Origin of the sequence: Acinetobacter sp. YH12151 (assembly GCF_013418355.1) — a bacterium.
In the GTDB taxonomy this organism is placed as follows: domain Bacteria; phylum Pseudomonadota; class Gammaproteobacteria; order Pseudomonadales; family Moraxellaceae; genus Acinetobacter; species Acinetobacter pseudolwoffii.
Window position 1 is genome coordinate 12,664 of the sequence record NZ_VPCG01000012.1, and the last position, 14,594, is coordinate 27,257.

Here is a 14,594-nt window from a genome sequence, read left to right on the forward strand (position 1 = left end):
CGGTGATCATTTTAATTTTAGCAGTGTTGCTGTCGAGTCATGTTAAAATTCAGCTATATCTTGTAGTCGTTTTTGAGTAGTTCTTTGGCTGAATTGAATCCTGCTGTTATCCCATTGTCTTTATATATTCATATGCCATGGTGCGTGCGCAAATGTCCGTATTGTGACTTTAATTCGCATGCTGTTCCTGATGGTGAATTATCACTGGAACTAGAACAGGAATATTTACATGCCTTGGTTGAGGATTTTAAAACGCAGGTCGATTTTGCCCAAGACCGCCAGATTCATACTGTATTTATTGGTGGCGGTACGCCGTCGCTGATTTCTGCTCAAGGTTATCAATGGCTATTTGATCAGTTGCAAGCCATTATTCCCTTTGCAGAAGGCTGTGAAATTACGCTGGAAGCAAATCCTGGTACGGTAGAGCATGACCCATTTGCAGGTTATTTGCAGGCCGGCATTAACCGTTTGTCGATTGGGGTGCAGAGTTTTAATACTGACCATCTTAAACGCTTGGGTCGGATTCACAGCAATGAAGATGCGATTTCTGCGATTGGATTGGCGCGTGAAGCAGGCTTTCAACGAATTAATGTCGATTTAATGCATGGCTTGCCTGAGCAGACTTTAGATCAGGCCTTGCATGATTTAAAACTTGCGGTAGAAAATGGCGCGACACATATTTCCTGGTATCAGCTGACGATTGAACCGAATACGGTATTTTTCCGTACCCAACCTATTCTACCGGTAGATGATGTACTTGAAGAGATTCAGGAGCAGGGCGAAATTTATCTCAAAGCTCAAGGCTTTATCAATTATGAAGTTTCTGCCTGGCGTAAAGAACTACCTTCAGCGCATAACCTGAATTATTGGCAATTCGGCGATTATCTGGCGATTGGTGCGGGTGCACATGGCAAAGTGACTCAACCTGATGGCGTATATCGTTTCCAGAAAACCCGCTTACCTAAGGACTACTTAGCCAAAGTACCTGCTGAACATTTGCAGTTTAAGCGTATTGAAGCTGCAGAGATGCCATTTGAGTTTATGATGAATGCGCTACGCTTAAATCAGGGCGTAGAGGCTAAATTTTATATCGAGCGTACTGGTCAAAGTTTGGACACCCTACAAGATTTATTGAACTCTTTACGTAAACGAAAATTAATGATCTATGATCAAAACCGGCTTGCATGTACCGAGCAGGGGCATATCTTCTTAAATTCGGTACTGGAAGAATTTCTTTAACTGATTTTTATTTTCTGAACATTTTTCAAAGACCTTCATAAATCTATATGGGGGGTTTTATTGTGCAGATTTTACCAGATCAGGAGTTTTTAGCTTGGCATAGAGCACACCGGTTTTTAAATCAAACAAATAAGCTTTAAAAGCTAGAGTTGAATAAGAGAAATTACAAGCACAAAAAAAGCACTCTAAGAGTGCTTTTTTTCAATATCTTGCTTCTAAATTATAGAGCAACGATATTTACAGCTGTAGGGCCTTTTTGACCTTGAGCTACGCTGAAAGAAACCTTTTGGCCTTCAACTAAAGTTTTGAAACCTGAACCAGTGATTTCGCTGAAATGAGCAAAAACGTCTGGACCTGATTCTTGTTGAATGAAACCGAAACCTTTAGTTTCGTTGAACCATTTTACTGTACCGTTAACTGTATTAGACATAATGTAACCTATTGAATCGTATGAATTTATAGCCAAAATTTCAGATGACTAACTGTAACTTTGAAAAATAAAAAGGATGGAGCTTTTTGATCTGTAATACGAAGGTTTATGACTAAAACTGCGATACTTAAAAGAAACTAACCAAAACAAGAATTTTTCTAGTTGGGATTATCATACCGCTTATTTTGAGATATACAAGCGTTTTATTTATCTAATTTATTAGGCTATTGAAAAATATAAAATTAAACCTGTATATTTTGTATTCAGGCCGGTGTTTTTAGGGTTTTAAAAGGTTAGCTCTCAATAAAAAGAGCGCCGAAGCGCTCTTTGTAATTCAATTTACAGCTTAGTAATCAAAACTAAAGTGCTCTGGCGCCAGTGCGGTCATGGTTTTGGATGGATTCACCATCGCTTCAGCATGACCTTGGGTACGAGGCAGAATACGTTCGAAATAGAAATCAGCGGTTTTGATTTTTGCTTTATAGAACTCAGGTACTTCTGCGCCATCGCCAGAAGCCAGTTTGGCTGAGGCAACTGCGGCTTGCTGCGCCCAGAAGTATGCCATCATCACATAGCCCGAGAACATCAGAAAATCGACTGAAGCAGAAGAGACGATATCGCGGTCTTTACGGGCTGCCAGCATGATTCGAACAGTTAATGCATTCCACTGGGCACATAGCTTGGTGAGATCCCAGGCAAAACGGCGCATATATTTATTACGCGCATGCTGACCACAGAATTTCAGGATTTCAGCGGTGTAATCACGAATCACTTTGCCTTTCGAGGTTAACAGTACTTTACGACCGATCAGATCGAGTGCCTGTACACCTGTCGTTCCTTCGTACAAGGTAGAGATACGTGAATCACGCACGATCTGTTCCATGCCCCATTCTTTGATATAGCCATGACCACCAAAGATTTGCATACCGTGATTCGATGCTTCATAGCCCATTTCAGTCAGGAAGCCTTTTAGAATCGGGGTATAGAAACCTAAGTGATCATCATGCTGTTCAAAGGCAGCGGTATCGCCACGCAATAAAGCATCATTCATGTTGTCGGCAATTTGCGCAGCATGATAAATCATGGCACGGCCACCTTCGGCAATGGCTTTTTGCGTCAACAGCATACGGCGTACATCGGCATGATGAATGATGGCATCCGCCACTTTTTCCGGATCTTTTTTGCCAGACAGGGCACGCATCGACATACGTTCTTTGGCATACGGCAGAGCACCTTGGAAGGATAACTCCGCATGACAGATGCCTTGAATCGCAGTGCCAATACGCGCAGTGTTCATGAAGGTGAACATGGCATGCAAGCCTTTATTCGGTTCACCAATCAAGTAACCCGTGGCCTTGTCGAAATTCAGCACGGCTGTTGCTGAGGCACGAATCCCCATTTTATGTTCAATCGAACCGCAATTGACTGGATTGCGCTCACCGATGCCACCATCGGCAGCAGCAATAAATTTCGGTACGATAAACAGTGAAATGCCTTTAGTACCTTGCGGTGCATCCGGAAGGCGCGCCAGCACGATATGTACGATATTTTCAGTGAGATCGTGCTCGCCTGCGGAAATAAAGATTTTGGTTCCTGAAATGGCATACGTGCCATCTTCTTGCGGCTCGGCTTTGGTTTTAACCTGACCCAAGTCGGTACCACATTGCGGCTCAGTCAGACACATGGTGCCAGCCCAAGTACCCGCAACCAGATGCGGCAGATAGGTATTCTTCTGCTCATCGGTGCCGTACTGGATAATGGTATTGATACAGCCCACGCTTAAACCCGGATACATCTGGAATGACCAGTTTGCAGTTCCCATCATTTCCGATTTGATCAGGTTTAAAGACATTGGCAGGTTTTGACCACCAAACTCTTCAGGATAAGACAGACCTTGCCAGCCACCTTGGACGAACTGATCATAAGCGTCTTTAAAGCCCTTAGGCGTTTTCACTTCGCCATTTTCAAAATGACAGCCTTCAGCATCACCGCTTTCATTCAGAGGTGAAAGTACATTTTCACAGAAATCTGCTGCACCTTCCAAGATCATGTCTACCGTGTCGGTATCGGCATATTCACCATTCGACAAATTCTGGTAGTGCGCAGGGTAATCGAGCACTTCATTCATGAGGAAGCGAATGTCGTGTAAAGGGGCTTTATATGCTGGCATGCGTTTAATCCTGATTAAAATAGTTTTGGATTATCTGTATCGATTCTTTGATTATTCATATTTGAGATAAAAAAACATTGATAAGGCAAGCAAATAAAAATGTCAGAAAAGCGAATCGAGTCTTAGAGCCAACCAATAAAATCGGATGATTTCATCTTCTGGCTGTCAGCGTACAGAAAGGTTGAAAACTTCTTATCTGATTGGACTTTAATGAATTGAACACCAGATTGTCTAGTGCTACTTTTGTATGAATTGTACTCAATTGTTATCAATAAAAAATTCAAGTTAAAAATGTCATTAAATCCAGTAGCTGAATTTTTAGTCTTTAATAATGGAGTTAAGATCAATTCGGATTGTTGTTACAACCCGAATTCTCTGGTCAAAATAACTGGATATTTATAGAAAATCTTTTAAATCTGGTTTGATGCCATTCCAGATAGAAAAAGATTCCAGTGCCTGACCGACCAGCATGCCAAAGCCTTCAGATGTTGGCACAGCACGTGCTTTGGCCTGATCAAGGAAGGAGGAAGGCTTGCCATAGGCCATTTCATAGGCATAGTTAAACTGTAAGGCTTCTGGAAGCAGCAAAGCATCACCGCTGAGACTGGCTGAAGTGGCATTGATCACCAGATCAAACTCACCTGCAAGATGTTCTAGTGAAATAGCCTGTAATTCGAGCTGCGCTACAGCATCCTGCAGATCCGCAACCAGTTGTTCAGCGCGTGCCAAGGTGCGATTGGCAATCACAATTTTTTTTGCGCCTGCCTGGGCGAGAGGATAGATCACGCCACGGGTTGCGCCGCCTGCACCGATAATCAGGATGTTGGTATTTTCCAGCGGCCAGTTGAGTGCACGAATCGCATCGACCAGACCTTGACCATCAGTATTATCGCCATGCAAAATACCATTTTTTATCCACAGGGTATTCACTGCCTTGGCAATTTTGGCTCGCTCACTGAGCACCTGACACTGGGCAAAAGCCTGCTCTTTAAACGGCACGGTGACATTCATCCCGATTCCGCCATGGGCAAAAAACTCCTGAATATTGGCCTCAAAGCCATCCAGTGGAGCCAGACGTTTGCTGTAATTTAGATCAATTCCGGTTTTTGCTGCAAAAGCATGATGCAATTCTGGAGAGCGTGACTGTTCAATCGGATTACCAATCACGGCAAATTGTTTGCTCATTTCACAATGTCCATGTGCTGAAATGAGCATCAATATACGTGAAAAAGCGCAGGGACTAAAGCCTGCGCTGTTTTAAATAAGGGGGCTGGAAGTGCGGTTTAGGAACTGCAGATGTCCATAATATGTTCTGCAAATACCAGCGCCATACTAAGCACAGCTCCGACCACAGTCAGGATACTCACCAGAATAGCCGCGCCATCCAGAAGCAGATTATGACTCAAAACGGCGGTACTCATCGCACTGATGGCGAGAGCCAGAAAAAGCCAAAAGGCAAAAACAGGAAGATTTAATTGAAGATGATGCATTGTTATTCTCACTAGACATCTAATAGATTGTGATCGATGTAGCGATAGGATGCCGCGACCAAATCAGGGATTACTCTGCAGCAGTATAGAGGAATAATGGATTAAAACAGCCCTCTATTTGAGGGCTGTTTGTATCATTTCATTGCAGTTGATTTTAATTCTGTGAGCCAGTCATGGGGTTTCAGATAGTAATCGGTCAAACGCTTTTCCGGCGAGCCTTCATCCCATTCAGGACGATAGGACCAGCCGGTCAGCGGAGGCAAGCTCACCAAGATTGATTCAATTCGGCCGCCGGTCTGCAAACCAAATAGCGTACCGCGGTCATAAACCAGATTGTATTCGACATAACGGCCACGACGATACAACTGGAACTCGCGTTGTGCTTCGGTATAAGGCTTATCCTGATTACGCTGGAAAATCGGCAGAATCGCCTCTAGATAACCATTGCCTACGGCCTGTATATACTGGAAACAGGTATCAAAATCCCACTGATTCAGATCATCAAAGAATAACCCGCCGACACCACGCTGTTCATCACGATGTTTTAAATAGAAATAATCATCACACCATTGTTTATGTTCAGGATAAATCTCTTCACCAAATGGCGCACACAGATCATGCGCCGTCTGATGCCACGAAAGGACATCTTCATCATTTGGATAGAACGGCGTCAGGTCGAAACCGCCACCAAACCACCAGATTGGATCTTGCCCTTCTTTTTCTGCAACGAATAAACGTACGTTGGCATGTGAGGTTGGTACATTCGGATTTTTCGGATGGATGACCAGCGATACACCCATCGCTTGCGCCTTGGCACCGGCAATATTGGGATGGCGTTCAGTGGCTGAAGCGGGCAGTTTGGAAATATTGATATGGGAGAACATCACCCCGCCTTTCTCAATCACGGTACCATTTTGCAAGACACGCGAACGGCCACCACCACCTTCAGGACGTTCCCAGTCATCAATGATAAATTCGGCCGTACCGCCGCCAGCACGCTCCTGTTGTTCCAGTGCTGCACAAATCCGTGCCTGCAAGTCGAGGAGAAATTCACGAACGCGTTGAATATCCGCAGATGTAGGATGCTGCATCAGAGCCTCGTAGGGAAATAAAAAACTAGCTACATCAAAGCATAAAATCAGTCAAAGATTAAGGTCTATTTAGCAATGTAGTGGATTGAACCAGGCTTTAAATTTGAGTATTGATGGACAGAATGGGGTATTAAATCCGACCAAATGGCTAGGTTGAATTCTTTTTTCAAGCTCCGCACAATAACTTGCAAGCGCTCATGGGTTTGAGCATTTCTCGATGGTAATAGGTGGGTGTCATGTCGGTACAGGTCAATTCCCTGATTCAAAAATATAATGTTCCCGGTCCCCGCTATACCAGTTATCCGACCGTTCCATATTGGGAAGAGCAGAATTTCTCACTGGAACAATGGAAGCAAACGCTGAAAAAATCCTTTACTGAATCCAATCAAAGTGAAGGCATCAGCCTGTATATCCATCTGCCATTTTGCGAAAGCCTGTGCACTTTTTGCGGGTGTCATAAGCGAGTCACGAAAAAACATGAAATGGAACAGCCCTATATTCAGGCAGTGCTGAAAGAATGGGATTTGTATTGTGAGTTGCTGAAAGATAAGCCAATGATTAAAGAAATTCATTTGGGCGGGGGAACACCGACTTTCTTTTCTGTTGAGCATTTGACTCAACTGATTCAAGGTATTTTGGCCAAAGCAGACATAGCGCCTGTGCATGAATTCAGTTTTGAAGGGCATCCGAACAATACCACGCGTGAGCATTTGCAAGGCTTGTATGATCTGGGCTTTCGCCGGGTCAGTTATGGGGTGCAGGATTATAATGAAACCGTGCAAAAAGCCATTCACCGGATTCAGCCCTATGAACATGTCAAACAGGTAACCGAATGGGCGCGTGAAATTGGCTATGAGTCGATTTCGCATGACTTGGTGTTTGGCCTGCCTTTTCAGCATCTGGACGATGTCTTAAATACCATTGAGCAAACCAATTCACTTCTGCCGGATCGTTTGGCTTTATATAGCTATGCACATGTGCCCTGGATTAAAGGCAATGGCCAGCGCGGTTTTAAAGATGCCGATGTACCCAAAGATGCGATCAAACGTGAATGTTATGAAGCGGCTAAAAAGAAACTGCTGGCGCATGGTTATCATGAAATTGGCATGGATCATTTTGCTTTAGATACAGATGGCATGTACCAGTCCTTTCAAGCTGGAACATTACACCGCAATTTTATGGGATATACCGCCTCTAAAACTCAAGTGATGATCGGTTTAGGCATTTCTTCGATCAGTGATAGCTGGTACAGCTTTGCCCAAAATGTGAAAACCATTGAAGAATATTATGCGTGTTTAGCTCGCAATGAAATTCCGGTATTTAAAGGACATGTCTTAAATCAGGAAGATTTGATTGTTCGTCAGCATATTCTGAATTTGATGTGCAGCTTTAGTACCTCATGGGAAAAACCCGAGCTATTTTTCCCTGAAATTGATCAGGTCTTGGTGCAGCTTGAAGAAATGGCACAGGATGGTTTGATTCAAATGACAGACTCATCAGTCACGATTTTGGAGAAAGGGAAACCATTTGTACGTAATATTTGTATGGCTTTTGATTTACGTTTAAAGCGACGCATGCCCGAGAACCGGATTTTTTCGATGACGATTTAATACTTAATCCACCCCAGCCCTCCTTTAAGAAAGGAGGGAGTTTTCTCCTCTTTTTGAAAGAAGGAAAAGCCTCCCTGAGCAAGACTTAAGCATTGTTTTAAGTCGAAGCGCAAGAAAGGGAGGTTTGGAGGGATTTATTAAGGGGAGGATTTAAAAATCATCCTTCTGATAAAGATGCGCCATACGTTCATGTTTGGTTTTGAGATATTGCTCATTAAACGGATTTAAGCCGACGGTGAGGGGCACCCGATCGACCACATTAATCCCTTGGGCTTTTAAAGCTTCAATTTTTAAAGGATTGTTGGTCACCAGACGTACCGCTTTGACCTGCAAATGATCCAGCATAATGCTGCACATGTCATATTGACGTGCATCAGCCGGCAGGTTCAGCATTAAATTGGCATCGACCGTATCATGTCCCTGATCTTGCAGGGCATAGGCACGAATCTTGTTGGTCAGGCCAATACCGCGTCCTTCCTGACGCAAATACAGAATCGCCCCGCGACCTAACTCATTGATCAGCTTTAAAGTCGCCTGCAATTGCGGGCCACAGTCACATTTCAGTGAAGCAAAGGCATCACCGGTTAAACATTCAGAATGTACACGAACCACGACTGGCTCGTCAGAAACTTCTTCAAGTCCTTTAGATAGCGCGACATGTTCTTCGCCAGTCTTAGGGTCTTGAAATACAGTAATTTTAAATTCACCGTGAGCGGTAGGTAATCTTGACGTTGCGACAAATTCGATTGGCACAGCTGAACCCGTTAAATCCTGAAAGTGGCTAAAGTATAGCGTAATGATTGAACATTGGTAGAATTGCAAAGTCGAAATTCTGTATTAGATTTTCTTTTTTGTAGAAAGCAGACGATAATAGTTGATAAATAGTAAGATTATTCAGGATAATCGTAGCCTGCGATTTTTTCACCCCGATGAGATCATTGTTTAATATTGCATCGCTAGAAGCGTAGCTGAATTGAAGCTGCTACAATTCAGCTATATGATCGGGTACTCCCCATTGACCTAGCTTTAGATTTGCCAGGCTTTAGAAGGCTTTGCCATAATATGCTGTATACAGAAATCCCTACTCAACGCCCTGTAACACCGTTGCTGGATACGATCAATCATCCTGAGCAACTACGTTTACTCGAGCAAAGCCAGCTAGCGCAAGTGGCAGATGAGTTACGTCAATTCATTTTGTATGCTGCCGGGCAAAGTGGTGGACATTTTGGTGCCAACCTCGGTGTTATTGAACTTACGGTGGCTCTGCACTATTGCTTCAATACTCCACATGACCGTCTGATCTGGGATGTGGGGCATCAGGCCTATCCGCATAAGGCATTGACCGGCCGTCGTGAACAGCTCACTACTATCCGAGCCAAAGATGGTCTGGCAGCCTTTCCAGCACGTGAAGAATCTGAATTTGATACCTTTGGGGTAGGGCATTCTTCGACGGCAATTTCTGCTGGTCTGGGCATGGCCTTGGCACGTCGCTACCAGAACAAGCCATGTGAAGTGGTATCGATTATTGGCGATGGCGCCATGACGGCGGGTATGGCCTTTGAAGCCTTGAACGATGCCGTTGCGCACAATGCCGATCTGATGGTGGTGCTGAACGACAATGACATGTCGATTTCTTGCAGTACTGGCGGTTTTGCCAAGCATCTGGCGGCGATCTGGGAGCGCGGTGAATTCGTTAATATTACCGAGGAAGGTGAAGCTTACGTACAGCCGCATCCGGAGTGGCTGTATAACTCACGCTTGCACTGTGCCGCGACTGATGCCGCAGATAACCTGTTTAAAGCCATCGGCTTTGACTATTTCGGCCCTTATGACGGTCATGATGTCAAACAACTGGTGCATGTATTTAAAGCGCTGAAAAAGCGTACAGGCCCACGTCTGATTCATATCTATACTAAAAAGGGCAAGGGCTTTGCGCCGGCCGAATCGGATCAAATCAAATATCACGCGATTAGCAAGCTTAATGCCATTACCGCTGCCAAGACTGCACCGAAATATTCGGATGTATTTGGGCAGTGGCTCTGCGATGAAGCAGCACAGGACTCGCGCTTGCTCGCGATTACACCGGCCATGTGCGAAGGCTCAGGTATGGTGCAGTTTGCCAAAGAATATCCGGAACGTTTTTTCGATGTCGCGATTGCAGAGCAGCATGCCGTGACGCTGGCTGCGGGCATGGCCTGTGAAGGCTTAAAGCCGGTCGTGGCAATTTATTCGACCTTCCTGCAACGTGGTTATGACCAGCTGGTACACGATGTGGCCTTACAAAATCTGGATGTGACCTTCGGTATTGATCGTGCTGGTCTGGTCGGTGAAGATGGCCCGACCCATGCCGGTGCCTATGACTATGCCTATATGCGGACGATCCCGAATATCGTGATCATGGCACCAAAAGACGAAAATGAATGTCGTCAAATGCTGCATACCGCTTATTTATATCCCGGGCCGGCAGCTGTGCGTTATCCACGTGGTAATGGCTTAGGGGTGGATATCCAGCAAAAGATGCTTGAAATTCCAATCGGTCAGGCGGAAATTGTCGCCAGCTTTAATGCGCAGTGTGACGAATATATTTCTGTGCTGGCTTTTGGCAGCCGGGTACAGGCCGCAGTCGACGCCGCTGAAGCCTTTGCAGTGAAACATGAGATTGGTGTGCGTGTTGTGAACATGCGTTTTATCAAACCTCTTGATACGCAAATGCTGGATGATCTGGCATCAAGCACCAGTCTGTTTGTGACAGTAGAAGAACATGCCGTGATGGGCGGTGCGGGTAGTGCTGTGAATGAATATCTGGCAGAAGCACAGATTGTGAAACCGCTGCTGAATCTTGGTTTAGACGACACGTTTATGGCTCAGGCCACGCATGCACAAATGTTGCAGCAGGCCGGATTGGATGCGCAAGGTATTGAAAAATCAATGAATCAAGCCTGGTCAGCCTTGGGGCAAAGCGTTTTGTCATAAGTTCTTAAAAATTTTAGACACATTTTCTCCAAAAAAGCCCTGATATTTGCTAAGATATCGGGGCTTTTATGCATTATTCTTTATCAGTTTCTTTAAATTTGTAGTGGGTGTTCAATGGAACCTATGGTGGTGATGGCTGCGCGTGCGGCTCAGTTAGTTGGTCAAGAGCTTTTAAAAGCGCATCAGAATCGTCATAAACTCGATCTACAAGTCGAAGAAAAAGGAATTGATGGTCCAGTAACGCGTGTAGATCGTTATTTGGAGCAGTTGACCATCGATACCCTACGTAAAAGCTATAAAAATCACAGTTTCCTTGGTGAAGAGTTTGGCTATCAGGAAGGTAATGGTCACGACGCCGATTGGTGTTGGGTGATCGATCCACTGGATGGTACTTTAAACTTCATTAACGGTTTCCCGCATTTCTGTATCTCTATCGCAGTTCAGCACAAAGGCATTACTCAACACGGGGTGATTTATGACCCGGTGAAAGATGAGCTATTCTCTGCCAGTCGTGGTCGTGGTGCCATGATGAACCAGCGTCGTATTCGTGTGAATGTCAAAGACAGCCTGGAAAATACCTTTATGGCTGTTGGTCACGCTTACCGTGCTAAACGTAATGGCGAAGTTGTATCTTATGCCAAGAACCATTTTCAAAGTTTGTTAAACGTGACTGAAGCTGGCGCGCAATATCGTCGTTCAGGTTCTGCGGCATTGGATTTAGCCTATGTTGCTGCAGGCCGTTTTGATGCTTACTTCGAACTTGGTTTAAAACCTTGGGATATCGCAGCGGGCGAATTGATCGTGAAAGAAGCAGGCGGTACTGTAGTTGATGCACGTGGTGGTAGCGACTCTATGGAAAATGGTCAAGTTTTGGCTTGTTCAATGAAAATGCTTAAACCTTTAATGCAAGCAGTTGTTCCTGCTTGGGGTGAGGCAGCAAAATAATCGGGTTTAGATGAATTATATCTAATTTTCAAAAAAGGCATCCTTCGGGATGCCTTTTTTGCAGCAGTGAAATAGTTAACAGGGAGGAAAAGCCTGTTTTTTAACGCACATGAATACGGGAACTATCAAGTGAATTGGCAAAAATTGCCTTTTTATACCAGTCGTTACATTTTATATTCATATTTAAGTCTATGAAATTCATATATAAATCACAAATAAAGCAAATTTATTTGAAAACTTAATGACATTGTTGATTATTCTGCTATAATCTTGCCACGCACTTAATTTTCCGTTCTTTACCTGAACACTATCTTCTAATCATTGTATGCGCGTTCTGTCCATAGAGAGGACATATCCTTCGCGCCCCAATCGCTTAAGCGATTCCTTCAGGTTTGCGGCCGTAATCATATACGTGCGTTATATCCACATCGTCGTTATTCGGATCGCTGCTGAATCCTAACTTTTTCAGCTCTATTTGCTGTGCCGCTTTTTGCCGATGTCCATATTGTAATTTATTTAATGGAGCACCCACTTCAGGGTGAACACTCTCTATGAGCAAAACTTTTGCTGATTTTTCCCTCGACGAATCTCTAACCCAGGCTCTCGATGCTTTAGGCTTTACTACTCCAACTCCTGTACAAGAACAAGCGATTCCAGCTGCACTTGAAGGTAAAGACCTTCTTGTGTCAAGCCAAACAGGTTCTGGTAAAACTGCTGCTTTCTTGCTTCCTACCTTAAATGCGTTGGCAAGCCAAGATACATTAGTACCATTTAAAGACCGTATGAAAGCGGTTACTCAACCGAATATTCTGGTGATTTCACCGACTCGTGAATTGGCACAACAGGTATGTCAAGACGCAATTGCATTTGTACGTCACATGAAAGGTGTTCGTATTGCTGCAATCATGGGCGGTATGCCTTTCGGTAAGCAAATTCAACAGTTAAAAGGCGCGCAAGTTGTTGTTGCAACTCCAGGCCGTCTACTTGACTTGGTGAATCGCCGTCAAATCAAACTTGATAAAGTTGATGCGTTAATCGTCGATGAAGCTGACCGTATGCTTGACCTAGGTTTCTCTGAAGACTTGGAAGCAATTGGTGAGTTGGCTGCAAACCGTAAACAAACTCTAATGTTCTCTGCGACGTTTGCACCACGTATCATTACACTTGCAGAACGCATGATGAATGATCCACTGCGTATTTCGATTGAAACTGGTCACTCTACAAATACTGACATTACTCAGACTTTGCATTGGACTGACGGTTTCGAGCACAAGAAAAAACTGCTTACTCACTGGTTGAACGAAGAAGACGTTGATCAAGCAGTTGTATTTGCGTCAACTCAAGAAGACACAGATATGTTGGCTGAAGAACTTGCTGAAGCAGGCCTATCAGTTGTAGCGCTGCATGGTGCTATGCCACAAACTGTTCGTAACCGTCGTTTACGCAGCATCCGTGAAGGTCGTGCGAAGATCTTGGTTGCAACTGACGTTGCTGCTCGTGGTCTTGACGTACCAACCATTTCACACGTAATTAACTTCGGTCTTCCAATGAAGAACGAAGACTATGTACACCGTATTGGTCGTACAGGTCGTGCCGGTCGTACTGGTAAAGCCATTACACTTGCAACTTACCGTGAGCGTGGCAAAATCCGTGCTTTGGAAGACTTCCTTGATGCGCGTTTAAACGTATCTGAAATCGAAGGTCTTGAGCCATCTCCACCTCCTGCACGTGGTAGCCGTGATGGCGCTGGTCGTGGTCGTGGTCGTGATGGCGGCGGTCGTCGTGATGGCGGTCGTGGTGGTTTTGGCGGTGGTCGTCGTTTTGAAGGCGAAAGCAACTTCAAACGTCGTGAAGGCGGTGATGATCGTCCACGTCGTAGCTTCGATGACAAACCACGTGGCGAACGTCCGGCATTTGGCGAAGATCGTCCACGTCGTGACTTCGGTGATCGTCCAGCGCCACGTCGTGAAGGCGGTTTCGGTGATCGTCCACAACGTTCGTTTGATGACCGTCCAAAGCGTGACTTTGGTGACCGTCCAGCGCCACGTCGTGAAGGTGGTTTTGGCGACCGTCCACAACGTTCGTTTGATGACCGTCCAAAGCGTGACTTCGGTGATCGTCCAGCTCCGCGTCGTGAAGGTGGTTTTGGTGACCGTCCTCGCTCTAATGATGACAACCGTGGCAACCGTGTAGATTACAAGCCAGCTCGTGAAGGCGGTTATGGTGATCGTCCAAAACGTGATTTTGGTGATCGTCCTGCTCCACGTCGTGAAGGTGGTTTCGGTGATCGTCCAGCGCGTTCATTCGGTGATGACCGTCCAAAACGTGATTTCGGTGATCGTCCAGTACGTCGCAACTTTGATGACAAACCACGTGGTGAACGTTCGTTCGGTGGTGAAGATCGTCCACGTCGTAAATTTAACGACTAATAGAGTCGCTAGATGAAGATAAAAAACCGGTAGAAATACCGGTTTTTTATGCATTGAGTTTTTTGCTTTTTAACGTAAAATGTCTACTAATTCATATTTTGTCAGGGTTATGATAATTATTAATATGAAAAGTTTAGCCGCTCGATCTCAATTGATAAAGGTGCATATGCCATATATCGCATTGACTTTGATTTTATGTAATATTATCTATTATTTA

At 44.7% G+C, this 14,594-nt stretch carries 11 protein-coding genes; 5 read left to right on the forward strand and 6 right to left on the reverse strand.

Annotation, left to right across the window (positions count from 1 at the left end):
* Positions 1-84: 84 nt before the first annotated feature.
* The gene (gene hemW, locus FTU82_RS06290) at positions 85-1,239 is read left to right on the forward strand and encodes a radical SAM family heme chaperone HemW (RefSeq protein ID WP_180001106.1); all 1,155 of its coding nucleotides are present in this window, start codon (positions 85-87) and stop codon (positions 1,237-1,239) included.
* Positions 1,240-1,459: 220 nt separating this feature from the next.
* On the opposite strand, the gene FTU82_RS06295 is transcribed toward hemW, so the two are convergent.
* From FTU82_RS06295 to hemF, 5 genes are all read right to left on the reverse strand, one after another.
* Positions 1,460-1,669 carry a cold-shock protein gene (locus tag FTU82_RS06295; protein ID WP_004281542.1) on the reverse strand — a complete coding sequence of 70 codons (210 nt, stop codon included), beginning with the start codon at positions 1,667-1,669 and terminating at the stop codon, positions 1,460-1,462.
* A gap of 346 nt (positions 1,670-2,015) precedes the next feature.
* Positions 2,016-3,839 carry an acyl-CoA dehydrogenase C-terminal domain-containing protein gene (locus FTU82_RS06300; RefSeq protein ID WP_100357830.1) on the reverse strand — a complete coding sequence of 608 codons (1,824 nt, stop codon included), beginning with the start codon at positions 3,837-3,839 and terminating at the stop codon, positions 2,016-2,018.
* A gap of 396 nt (positions 3,840-4,235) precedes the next feature.
* Positions 4,236-5,024, reverse strand: coding sequence for a shikimate dehydrogenase (gene aroE / locus FTU82_RS06305; protein ID WP_180101141.1), 789 nt, complete (start codon positions 5,022-5,024; stop codon positions 4,236-4,238).
* Positions 5,025-5,122: 98 nt separating this feature from the next.
* The gene (locus FTU82_RS06310) at positions 5,123-5,329 is read right to left on the reverse strand and encodes a hypothetical protein (protein ID WP_005094202.1); all 207 of its coding nucleotides are present in this window, start codon (positions 5,327-5,329) and stop codon (positions 5,123-5,125) included.
* Positions 5,330-5,463: 134 nt separating this feature from the next.
* On the reverse strand, positions 5,464-6,420 hold the full coding sequence (gene hemF / locus FTU82_RS06315; protein ID WP_005094200.1) for an oxygen-dependent coproporphyrinogen oxidase: 957 nt from the start codon (positions 6,418-6,420) through the stop codon (positions 5,464-5,466).
* Between the two features lie 236 nt (positions 6,421-6,656).
* On the opposite strand from hemF, the gene hemN reads away from it, so the two are divergent.
* A complete protein-coding gene (gene hemN / locus FTU82_RS06320; RefSeq protein ID WP_180001107.1) occupies positions 6,657-8,030 on the forward strand; it encodes an oxygen-independent coproporphyrinogen III oxidase in 1,374 nt (457 codons plus the stop codon).
* A gap of 150 nt (positions 8,031-8,180) precedes the next feature.
* Here the strand turns inward: hemN and ribA are convergent, their stop codons facing one another.
* Positions 8,181-8,783: a GTP cyclohydrolase II gene (ribA, locus tag FTU82_RS06325; RefSeq protein WP_005094196.1), complete on the reverse strand. Its 603-nt coding sequence runs from the start codon at positions 8,781-8,783 to the stop codon at positions 8,181-8,183.
* Positions 8,784-9,092: 309 nt separating this feature from the next.
* Between ribA and dxs the strand changes: the two genes are divergently transcribed.
* From dxs to FTU82_RS06340, 3 genes are all read left to right on the forward strand, one after another.
* Positions 9,093-11,003 carry a 1-deoxy-D-xylulose-5-phosphate synthase gene (gene dxs, locus FTU82_RS06330; protein ID WP_074383592.1) on the forward strand — a complete coding sequence of 637 codons (1,911 nt, stop codon included), beginning with the start codon at positions 9,093-9,095 and terminating at the stop codon, positions 11,001-11,003.
* A gap of 114 nt (positions 11,004-11,117) precedes the next feature.
* A complete protein-coding gene (locus FTU82_RS06335; protein ID WP_034608351.1) occupies positions 11,118-11,948 on the forward strand; it encodes an inositol monophosphatase family protein in 831 nt (276 codons plus the stop codon).
* Between the two features lie 551 nt (positions 11,949-12,499).
* Positions 12,500-14,377, forward strand: coding sequence for a DEAD/DEAH box helicase (locus tag FTU82_RS06340; protein WP_005168750.1), 1,878 nt, complete (start codon positions 12,500-12,502; stop codon positions 14,375-14,377).
* Positions 14,378-14,594: the final 217 nt, after the last annotated feature.

Bases quoted from the DNA above. Each gene is read 5' to 3' on its own strand.
- FTU82_RS06295 (WP_004281542.1), bottom strand. From the start codon at position 1,669: ATGTCTAATACAGTTAACGGTACAGTAAAATGGTTCAACGAAACTAAA.
- FTU82_RS06300 (WP_100357830.1), bottom strand. From the start codon at position 3,839: ATGCCAGCATATAAAGCCCCTTTACACGACATTCGCTTCCTCATGAAT.
- aroE (WP_180101141.1), bottom strand. From the start codon at position 5,024: ATGAGCAAACAATTTGCCGTGATTGGTAATCCGATTGAACAGTCACGC.
- FTU82_RS06310 (WP_005094202.1), bottom strand. From the start codon at position 5,329: ATGCATCATCTTCAATTAAATCTTCCTGTTTTTGCCTTTTGGCTTTTT.
- hemF (WP_005094200.1), bottom strand. From the start codon at position 6,420: ATGCAGCATCCTACATCTGCGGATATTCAACGCGTTCGTGAATTTCTC.
- hemN (WP_180001107.1), top strand. From the start codon at position 6,657: ATGTCGGTACAGGTCAATTCCCTGATTCAAAAATATAATGTTCCCGGT.
- dxs (WP_074383592.1), top strand. From the start codon at position 9,093: ATGCTGTATACAGAAATCCCTACTCAACGCCCTGTAACACCGTTGCTG.
- FTU82_RS06335 (WP_034608351.1), top strand. From the start codon at position 11,118: ATGGAACCTATGGTGGTGATGGCTGCGCGTGCGGCTCAGTTAGTTGGT.
- FTU82_RS06340 (WP_005168750.1), top strand. From the start codon at position 12,500: ATGAGCAAAACTTTTGCTGATTTTTCCCTCGACGAATCTCTAACCCAG.